The 9,031-nt window shown below is 57.5% G+C and carries 8 protein-coding genes; 2 read left to right on the forward strand and 6 right to left on the reverse strand.

Annotated elements, in window-relative coordinates; genetic code table 11:
* Positions 1 to 89: 89 nt before the first annotated feature.
* The 5 genes from DXA43_RS09840 to tilS all read right to left on the reverse strand — a co-directional run bounded on the left by DXA43_RS09840 (position 90) and on the right by tilS (position 6,805).
* Positions 90 to 911: a phosphatase gene (locus DXA43_RS09840; RefSeq protein WP_117807051.1), complete on the reverse strand. Its 822-nt coding sequence runs from the start codon at positions 909 to 911 to the stop codon at positions 90 to 92.
* 159 nt (positions 912 to 1,070) lie between these two features.
* Positions 1,071 to 2,261 (reverse strand): pyridoxal phosphate-dependent aminotransferase, encoded by a 1,191-nt coding sequence (locus DXA43_RS09845; protein WP_117807052.1) that lies wholly within the window; start codon positions 2,259 to 2,261, stop codon positions 1,071 to 1,073.
* Between the two features lie 166 nt (positions 2,262 to 2,427).
* Positions 2,428 to 4,506: an ATP-dependent zinc metalloprotease FtsH gene (ftsH, locus tag DXA43_RS09850; RefSeq protein ID WP_255413626.1), complete on the reverse strand. Its 2,079-nt coding sequence runs from the start codon at positions 4,504 to 4,506 to the stop codon at positions 2,428 to 2,430.
* A gap of 61 nt (positions 4,507 to 4,567) precedes the next feature.
* Complete coding sequence (gene hpt / locus DXA43_RS09855; protein ID WP_055251779.1) at positions 4,568 to 5,116, reverse strand: hypoxanthine phosphoribosyltransferase; 549 nt, start codon at positions 5,114 to 5,116, stop codon at positions 4,568 to 4,570.
* A 147-nt stretch (positions 5,117 to 5,263) separates the two neighbouring features.
* Complete coding sequence (tilS, locus tag DXA43_RS09860) at positions 5,264 to 6,805, reverse strand: tRNA lysidine(34) synthetase TilS (protein ID WP_199580567.1); 1,542 nt, start codon at positions 6,803 to 6,805, stop codon at positions 5,264 to 5,266.
* A gap of 48 nt (positions 6,806 to 6,853) precedes the next feature.
* Here tilS and DXA43_RS09865 point away from each other — a divergent pair, with 48 nt between their 5' ends.
* Complete coding sequence (locus DXA43_RS09865; RefSeq protein ID WP_199580568.1) at positions 6,854 to 7,663, forward strand: MBL fold metallo-hydrolase; 810 nt, start codon at positions 6,854 to 6,856, stop codon at positions 7,661 to 7,663.
* A gap of 82 nt (positions 7,664 to 7,745) precedes the next feature.
* On the opposite strand, the gene DXA43_RS09870 is transcribed toward DXA43_RS09865, so the two are convergent.
* On the reverse strand, positions 7,746 to 8,177 hold the full coding sequence (locus DXA43_RS09870; RefSeq protein WP_035138719.1) for an Hsp20/alpha crystallin family protein: 432 nt from the start codon (positions 8,175 to 8,177) through the stop codon (positions 7,746 to 7,748).
* A 277-nt stretch (positions 8,178 to 8,454) separates the two neighbouring features.
* Between DXA43_RS09870 and DXA43_RS10215 the strand changes: the two genes are divergently transcribed.
* Positions 8,455 to 8,922: a hypothetical protein gene (locus tag DXA43_RS10215; protein WP_147344760.1), complete on the forward strand. Its 468-nt coding sequence runs from the start codon at positions 8,455 to 8,457 to the stop codon at positions 8,920 to 8,922.
* Positions 8,923 to 9,031 lie beyond the last annotated feature (109 nt).

The raw sequence follows: 9,031 nt of genomic DNA on the forward strand, positions 1-9,031 counted from the left end.
GCTCGCCATCGAAATTTATCGATGGCCTATTTCAGACTGTAATGGGTGGCCCGTCTGGACCGCCCCCCTTCGTTGGTATATATGCCCCGTTACATACTTTTGCGCAGGTCGCACACGCCGGCTGCCGCCATCTCGCGCAGCAGCGTCTCGCGGTCGCGCGTCACGATCAGGTCCAGCGGGAAATGAATCTCGTCGAGCATCTTGCGTGCGTGATCGAGCTTGCCAATGGCCATGCCAATGTGGGCATCGGTCGACACGCCAATACCCACGCCCAGCTCGGCGCAGCGCTCGGCGATCTTGCGGCATACAGCCCAATGCTCAGTGTCGACACCGTGTTCAAGACTATGGTTGTTGATCTCGATGATCTTGTGCTTGGCCTTGGCCGCCAACAGCACCTCATCGATATCGAACGGCACGCCCGAACGACCCGCATGCCCAAGCATGAACACCTTGGGGTGCTCCAGGGCATTGATGTACATCTGGGTCGTTTGGGCGAGCGTCGCGCCTTCGGCAAACTGCGGGTTATGCACGCTTGCCACCAAATAATCCAAATTACGCGTCACCAAATCGAACAGCGAATGCTCACGACTATACGAATCGCCGGCGATATCGAGCGAAACGGGAATGTCTTCGCCAAACAAGCTGCCGTCCAGCGAAACGATATCAGCCTCGGCACCACGCAGCACCAGCACGCCGCTCCAAATGCGCGGCCAGATATCCTGGTTAATAAAGAATTGGAAACTGCGCAGGTCATTGGGACAAGGCGTAACCATCGAGCTTAAATGATCGGCGGAACCGAGCACCTGAAGGCCGCGCTCCGCCGCCCAATAGATGTTCTCCTCGATGGTTGAGTACGCATGCGCAGAGAACATCGTATGAGTATGAATATCACAAGAAAGAAGGTAGGGCATCGGGTCTCCTTGTCCAGTATGGCCGTCGCGTATATTCATTGTACGCATAGCTTTCGGCAGTCGTAAAACTGCTTCATCCCAATCACACAACGGCATAGACAACGGGGTCTGGCTTAAAACCAAACCCCGTTTCACGTAAAACATTGTAAGCAGAGCGCTTTACTTTCGACGATATTCGTCGGCCAGCTGCTTCCAGGCAGGCAGAGAGTTGACGATTGTCTCATAGCTCACGCAGTAGCCCAGGCGGAACCAGCCCGGCATGCCAAAGCTATCCGAAGGCACCGCGAGCAGCTCATGCTTCTTCGCGCGCTCACAGAAGGCGTTCGCATCGGACTCCAGCGCTTTCACCCATAGGTAGAACGCGCCATCCGGCTCAACATAGGTGTAGCCGTACTCCGCTAGTGCATCGGTAAGCGCGGTGCGGTTGCGAGCATAGGCCTCGACATCGCTCGGTTCATCAATGCAGTCGATGATTACACGCTGGAAGAGCGCCGGTGCACACACGAAGCCCAGCGTACGGGCGGCACCGGCAACGGCGGGCATTAGACGAGCTGCCTGAGGATTCGTATTGGGAACCAGGATCCACCCGACGCGCTCGCCCGGTAGCGAAAGCGACTTGGAATACGAGTAGCACACGATGGTGTGCTCGTAGATCGAAGGCACCCAAGGCACCTCGGCGCCATAGACAATCTCGCGATACGGCTCATCAGAGATGAGCATAATCGGATTCTCGGGATCGCGCTGAGCGTTGGCCTCGCGCAGAACATTGGCCAGTCGCGTCAGCGTGTCGCGTGTATATACGGCACCGGTCGGATTGTTGGGCGAGTCGATGATGACGGCAGCCGTCTTATCGGTAATCGCCTTGAGCACGTTACTCACGCTCAGCTGGAACGTGTCTTCATCGGCAGGCGCCTCGACACACGTGCAGCCGGCCTTCTCAATCCACACGCGATACTCTGGAAAGTACGGGGCGATAACGACAACCTCGTCGCCCGGATTCGTGACGGCGTTGAGCGTGCAGGTGAGCGAAGCCGCCGCGCCCACCGTCATAAAGACGTCCTTGCCCTCATAGCTCGTGCCAAAACGGCGGTTGAGCGAGTCGGCGACGGCTGCTCGACATTGCGGCAGACCCGGCGCAGGCGTGTATCCATGCAGCTGGTCGCTCGGCAGCTCCAAGGCCTTCTTAATGGACTCAGCCACGGCGGCAGGTGCCGGAACGCTCGGGTTACCCAGCGAAAAATCGAATACGTTCTCCGCGCCGATCTGTGCCTTGCGCTCAAGGCCATAGCTAAAGATCTCACGGATGATGGAGCTTTCCGCACCGCGAGCATACATAGTTTCGTTGATCATCTGTTCCCCTTTCGCATAGGCGCTATTGTACGCTTTAGCCAACTAGAGCGCCACAATGTTGATTGGGGACAGACTTAAATGCGTGAAAACGCTCATTTAAGTCTGTCCCCAATCAATGAAGAAAAAGCCTCCGCAGGTTTCCCCGCAGAGGCTTTCGCCACAAAGACTATTTGTCGTCGTCGGTGTCGGCACCGGCATTGACGGCATCGCCATCGCCAGCATCATCGGATGCGGCTTCGGCATCCTCCTGCATGGCCGCCTGCGCAAAAGCCGCGGCATCGGCCGCCAGCTCCTCCTCGCTCATGCGAGGCGTGCGCTTCTTGGTCGGCATGCCGGCCGCCTTGGCATTGCGCTCCTCCTTGGCAGCCAGGATATCGCCCTCGCGCTCAAGGTAGGCGTCCCACTCGTTGTCGAGCAGGGCGTTCACGGCGTCGCCCTCGACGGTCTCGCGCTCAAGCAGCACCTTCGCCATCAGATCGAGCTGATCGCAGCGGGCATCCAGGATCTCGACCGCACGGCGATGGGCCTCGCGCATGATGCGCTGAACCTCGATATCGATGCGGCGTGCCGTCTCCTCGGAATAATCCTGGTGATCGGCGTAATCGCGACCAAGGAACACCTGATGCTGCGCCTCGCCAAACACTTGCGTACCCAGTTCCTCGCTCATGCCCAGGCGCGTGACCATCTCGCGCGCCATCTTGGTCGCGCGCTCCAGATCGTTGCTCGCGCCCGACGTGATGTCGTCGCACATGAGCTCCTCGGCAACGCGACCGCCCAAGAACACGGCGAGCTCGTCGAGCATCTCGTTCTTGGTCTTGAGGAAGTGATCCTCCTGTGGAAGCTGCAGTGTGTAGCCCAGGGCCTGACCGCGGCTGACGATCGAGATCTTATGAACCGGATCGGAGTGCTCCAGGATGTGGCCCACCAAAGCGTGACCGCTCTCATGGTAGGCAATCGTGGTGCGCTCGGCCTCGGTCATCACGCGACCCTTGCGTTGCGGTCCGGCAATCACGCGCTCCATCGACTCCTCGATCTCGTCCATCGAGATCACGGAACGATGACGGCGAGCGGCCAGCAACGCAGACTCGTTGAGCAGGTTCGCCAAATCGGCACCAGTAAAGCCAACGGTCATCTGGGCGAGCTTCTCAAACTTAACGTCCTCGTCCATCGGCTTGTTCTCGGCATGCACGCGCAAGATCTGCTCGCGGCCCTTCACGTCCGGACGGTCGACCGTAACTTGACGATCAAAACGACCGGGGCGCAGCAATGCCGGGTCCAGGATGTCAGGACGGTTGGTCGCGGCGATCAGGATGACCGACTCGCTTTCCTCAAAACCGTCCATCTCGACCAGCAGCTGGTTGAGCGTCTGCTCGCGCTCGTCGTGGCCGCCGCCCAAACCGGCTCCGCGCTGACGTCCCACGGCATCGATCTCGTCAATAAAGATGATTGACGGAGCCTGAGACTTGGCCTCCTTAAAAAGGTCGCGCACGCGGCTGGCGCCGACGCCCACGAACATCTCAACAAAGTCAGAGCCCGAGATGCTAAAGAACGGCACGCCCGCCTCGCCGGCAACGGCCTTGGCCAGCAACGTCTTACCGGTACCCGGAGGGCCCACCAGCAACACGCCGCGGGGAATCTTGGCGCCCAGCTTGCGATAGCGGTCCGGGTCGCTCAAGAAATCGCGAATCTCTTCGAGCTCCTCGACCGCCTCATCCACGCCAGCGACATCCTCAAACTTGACCTTGGGACGCGTAGCCTCGTTGGTCTTGGCGTTGGTCTTGCCAAACTGCATGTTCCTATTATTGGCGCCCATCATCTGGCGCATAAAGTAGAACATGATGGCGATCAGGGCAATCGTCGGTAGCACGCTCATCGCCAAGTCGCCCCAAAAATCGGGGTCGTTGGTGTTGACGATGTACTTGGTGTCGGGGTGCTCCGCCATAAGCTCGGCAAGCGAATCGGAACCGACATAGGTCGAGGAAAAGCTCTTGAGCTCGCTCGTGTCGCCCTTGTCCTTTTTCGTCTTCCAGTAATGACCCGCCACGCTTCCGTCTTGAACCGTATAGGTCAAATCTTCGACGCGATCCTGCTTGATGGCGCTGACCATCTCACTCGTCGCGAGCTTAACGGTATTGCTGGAGTTGGCAAAGCCGGAGCCCATGTTAAAGAAGGCGTAGCCCAGAAGCGCGCAAGCCAAAATAAAATACAGCCAGCCCGTACGCGTGGGCTTCTTGCCTCCGGGCATCCCCGGGATCTTAGGCTCCCGGGGAGTCTGGGAATTGTTATCGTTACGGTCGTCGGGCATCTTACGAATAAACCTCCGGTTTCAAAATGCCCAGATACGGAAGGTTGCGATAGCGCTCGGCATAGTCGAGGCCGTAGCCCACCACAAAGGCATCGGGGCAATGGGTTCCAACATACTTGGGCGTGACGGCCGAGGTACGGTCCTCAACGTCCTTCCACAGGAAGGCGGCAACCTCCAGAGAAGCGGGCTTGCGGCTCTCGAGGTTCTTCATCAGGTACTTGAGCGTCAGGCCCGAGTCCAGAATGTCCTCGACGATCAGCACGTCGCGACCGCGGATGTCGATATCCAGGTCCTTAATGATACGCACGATACCCGAGGACTTCACACCGTCGCCATAGCTCGAAACAGCCATGAAATCGATGTTGGTCGGCAGCTCGATCTTGCGCATCAGGTCGCCCATAAAGACCACGGCGCCGCGCAGGACCGCAATCAGCACCAGATCCTTACCCGCGTAGTCGCGAGTAATCTGCTCGCCTAGGCGAGAGACGATACCGTCGATATCCTCCTGCGTAAACAGAACCTTCTCGATATCCGGATGTTGAGAAGCCATGACAACCCTTTCTTGTGCTTATCGCCCACACACCGCCGTATGGACGCGAACTTCACATTCTAGCAGCGCACGGGGTATATTTTCCAGCCCGTACGCCATCAGCGCGGGAATACCGTCAACGTCGCACAGAATAGCTGGCGTGGGACGCTACTCCGCATCGACCACACGAAGCAGATATGCCACGCGCGTTGCGGCCGTGCATTTAAAACGCTCGTCCGTGCGAACGCCTGCGACCCATACCACGGCACCTCCCGGAGCCGTTCTCACCACAGGAACGCCTGCGCGCTCAGAAACGGGAATACGAGCCTCGTTGAGCAGGTCGGATACCTTCTTACTTCGCCCACTCATGCCCAACGGACACATCACATCCCCCGGCGCGGGACCGTCTACCCACAGACGCGCCAAACGCGCCTCGGCGGGAATCTCCCCGCACGAGCCGGCGAGCATCCGTTCGCTATCGCGATCGGCAAAGCCCAGCGTCGCAGCATCCACCATCGCGGCCGCCCCTCCGGCACCCGCGAGTTCGCGGGCACGGCGCACAATATCACACCCCGGCTCGACGGCCATCGGCTCTGCCACCAGAACGCGGCCCGCCCCCAGCGGCAATCGACCGGGAATGGTGACCCAATCGGCAACTAACCCCTCGCGCGCCGCCGGAGCCTTGAATGACAGCATGCCAAACTCCACGCGCGCATCGATTCCCGCCGGCAGCGTGACCGAACCCGAGCCTTCGGCGACACAGGCGAGCACGCGCTCCACATGCCGCATCTCCGGGCGAGCGTCGGGGTCGATACGCTTAATTGCCAGTCGCACCATGCGCCGAGCAATCACCACCTCGGCCGCGGCCAGTCGGCGAGCGTCAAGAACCAGTGCACCCGCCGCCTCCTTACGCAGGCAGCTTCGAAACGCCTGTGCGGAAAGCTGGGAAAGAAAGGCGTCCTCATCGCCCAAGATCTCGCAGGCGGCGCCAATCGTCTTACAGACACTCGCGTTGCGCTGCGCCACCACCGGCATCACTCGATGGCGCACATAGTTACGCAAGTACGACACGTCCTCGTTGCTCTCGTCCTCTCGCCACGGCTGACCATGCACCTGCAAATAGCCCACGAGCTCATCATGAGTCAGGTCGAGCAGGGGACGCACCACGATATTCCTCCGGCGAGGAATGCTCGATAGGCCAGCGGGCCCCGAACCCTTAATCGCGTTCATCAAAAACGTTTCAGCGCGATCCGAAGACGTGTGCGCAGTGCAGATACGAGCCGCCGTTCGCGGTGCCCCCGTCTGGGCGCAGAGCTCGCGAACATACCTCCGCGCCGCGGCATAGCGCACCTCGCGGGCAGCCGCCTCGATATTGCCCGATTCATCATCAAAATAGGCATGCTCAACACACAGCGGCAAGCCATATTGTGCGCATAGGCCGCGCACAAAGGCCTCGTCGCCATCGGATGCCTCGCCGCGCAGATGATGGTTCACATGCAGCACGTGCAGTCGCTCGCGCGCGATGGGGGCCACACCACGCCCATCCAGAATATCCAACTTTGATGTGCATGCCATAAGGAGCAATGCCGTCGAGTCCGCACCACCTGATACCATGAGCACCACGGGGGCAGCCGTCTGCCGCGTTGCCAGGGCCCTATCATCAGCCCACGATGCAGCATGGTGTCCATAATGCTGAGATACCGTTGGCATTTGCTTCCTCCTCTATTCGTTCGCACCCATTGTATCCTTTGGAATATTATGTCTCGTCTGCACCTTCATATCCTTGGCAGCGGCTCAAAAGGCAACTGCGCGCTCATCGAAGGCCCCCGAGGGCTCATCATGATTGACGACGGTCTTTCTCGCCGCGAGACATTAAAGCGCATGGCAGAACTGGGGCTCTCGGCAGTCAACGTCTCGGCTCTTCTCATCACTCATGAGCACAGCGACCACATCAAAGGTCTCGATGTCTGGTGCAAGCACTGGCACGGCCCCCTCTATGCCAGCAGGGGCACACTTTCGAGCAAAGAAAATCTTTCGTATCTGTCTGTCGAGGAGTTCGATCCCGGTGACACCCTATCCATTGCCGGCATCCACGTGCAAACCTACTCAACATCACACGAAGTCATCAATCCAGTCGGCTATCGATTCGACACCCTCGATGATTCTATCGGCTTTGCCACCGACACCGGAGAGCTATCGAGCCAAGCCATGAACACCCTCAAAGATTGTCGAGTCCTCGCGCTCGAAAGCAACCACGATGTGACCATGCTGCGCGAGGGAGAATATCCCCGCTTTCTTCAGGAGCGCATCCTGTCTGCAAGGGGGCACCTCTCCAACGACCAAGCCGCCGAAGCCGCGCGCGAACTCGTTACCGATCGCACCGAACAGCTCATTGCCATGCATATCAGCCAAGATAATAATCGCCCGAGCCTTACCGTCAAAAGCTATGCCAAAGCTCTAGCCGCAACCTTGGATGACGAGGTCGGCAGCTCCGCCACCCTTCTCCAAGGATCGCGAAAACTCTCGATACGCCCCGCAAGCCAGCATCGGCCAGCAACCATTCATTAGATTATCCTAGACAGCAAAAGGGGCCGGGAATCGCTTCCCAGCCCCTTTTGTTATCTCTTAATAGCACAGAACGCCAACGAAGTTAGTCAATGGAGATCTTCGTAACGTTCTTCTTCTCGACGATCTTGGGAACCGTAACGGTCAGGATGCCGTCAGCGTACTTAGCCGAGAGGCCCTCGCTCGAAGCGTCCTTTAGATACACGCCACGAGTTGCGCTGTACGAGCTGAACTCCTTCTGCAGGAAGTTCTTGCCCTCGTTCTCCTCGTCTTCCTCGACATTCACACTAATGGACAGACGGCCCTCGTTAAGCTCGACATCGATATCGTCCTTGGCGACGCCGGTCAGATAAGCCTTGACCTCATAGCCATCGCCCTTATCCTCAACATCAACGGGGAACGCCTTAGAGGCAATAGAGCTGTTCGCCAGATCACTCATATCATCAAACAGATCGAACAACGAGCTTGCAGAGGGACGAACGCCAAAAACCGAACGATAAGGAACCATGCTTGCCATGTTTACCACTCCTTTATAGGACTGCCGAGTCATCTTCTAGGTGACTGGGACTTCTTTTGACGCTCATATATATGCCCACCCGGTGCTCATATATACACCGACTATAAAGTTTTTTGAGTCCAGTACTATAAGCATATCTAAGTGTATTCGACTAAGGTTTTAGGAAGGTTAAGGTTCTTTGAACCAGAGCTTAAATTACGACTATGTCCACAGCTACAAATAACAAGGGGCTTACAATGAGCGCATACGCGTTGTTGGTAACGAGCTAAAGGGCATCATGGACGACCAAAACCAGAACAATATGTTTATGCCGACGCAGGGGGAAGATACTTCCAAGCAGCCGCCACGGTTCCATCGCCCTCACATCTCGCAAGAGCCCATTAATGATCCAGAGCCCGAGTATGTGACAAGAAATCGATATCGAACGCTCGAGGATGCCCAAACGGGGCGTAAGCATATGGGCGTCGCATCGGGCGATCCCGTATATCTGAAAGATACGCCATTATCAAAAAACAGCGCAATCAATGACGATCCGACGAAAAAGCCCGTAACTCGGCATCAAAGAGGTCCTCGACCTAAGCAAACCTTAACGCATTCGGCTCGTTATCTCGAGACGCCAAAACAAGGGAAAACGATCTTCGTTTCATCAAGTAAACGACGTAGGCAGCATCGACTCCAATTCTTGCTTTTGATCATTGTGATCGTAACAGTTGCCCTTGTGATTCAATTTATTGTCTTTAAATAAAAGCTCATTACCCATAAGCCCAACCGGGTTACAGGTGAAATGCACCTACATTGTGATGTATTAACGCAAAAAAGGGGGAGGCCGCGAGGCCTCCCCCTTCTTCAAGTCT

It is taken from the genome of Collinsella sp. OF02-10, from assembly GCF_003463445.1.
Taxonomy (GTDB): Bacteria; Actinomycetota; Coriobacteriia; order Coriobacteriales; family Coriobacteriaceae; genus Collinsella.

What these genes read in the sequence shown, in the direction of transcription:
- DXA43_RS09840 (WP_117807051.1), bottom strand. Translation starts at nt 911, where the DNA reads ATGCCCTACCTTCTTTCTTGTGATATTCATACTCATACGATGTTCTCT.
- DXA43_RS09845 (WP_117807052.1), bottom strand. Translation starts at nt 2,261, where the DNA reads ATGATCAACGAAACTATGTATGCTCGCGGTGCGGAAAGCTCCATCATC.
- ftsH (WP_255413626.1), bottom strand. Translation starts at nt 4,506, where the DNA reads ATGCCCGGAGGCAAGAAGCCCACGCGTACGGGCTGGCTGTATTTTATT.
- hpt (WP_055251779.1), bottom strand. Translation starts at nt 5,116, where the DNA reads ATGGCTTCTCAACATCCGGATATCGAGAAGGTTCTGTTTACGCAGGAG.
- tilS (WP_199580567.1), bottom strand. Translation starts at nt 6,805, where the DNA reads ATGCCAACGGTATCTCAGCATTATGGACACCATGCTGCATCGTGGGCT.
- DXA43_RS09865 (WP_199580568.1), top strand. Translation starts at nt 6,854, where the DNA reads ATGTCTCGTCTGCACCTTCATATCCTTGGCAGCGGCTCAAAAGGCAAC.
- DXA43_RS09870 (WP_035138719.1), bottom strand. Translation starts at nt 8,177, where the DNA reads ATGGCAAGCATGGTTCCTTATCGTTCGGTTTTTGGCGTTCGTCCCTCT.
- DXA43_RS10215 (WP_147344760.1), top strand. Translation starts at nt 8,455, where the DNA reads ATGGACGACCAAAACCAGAACAATATGTTTATGCCGACGCAGGGGGAA.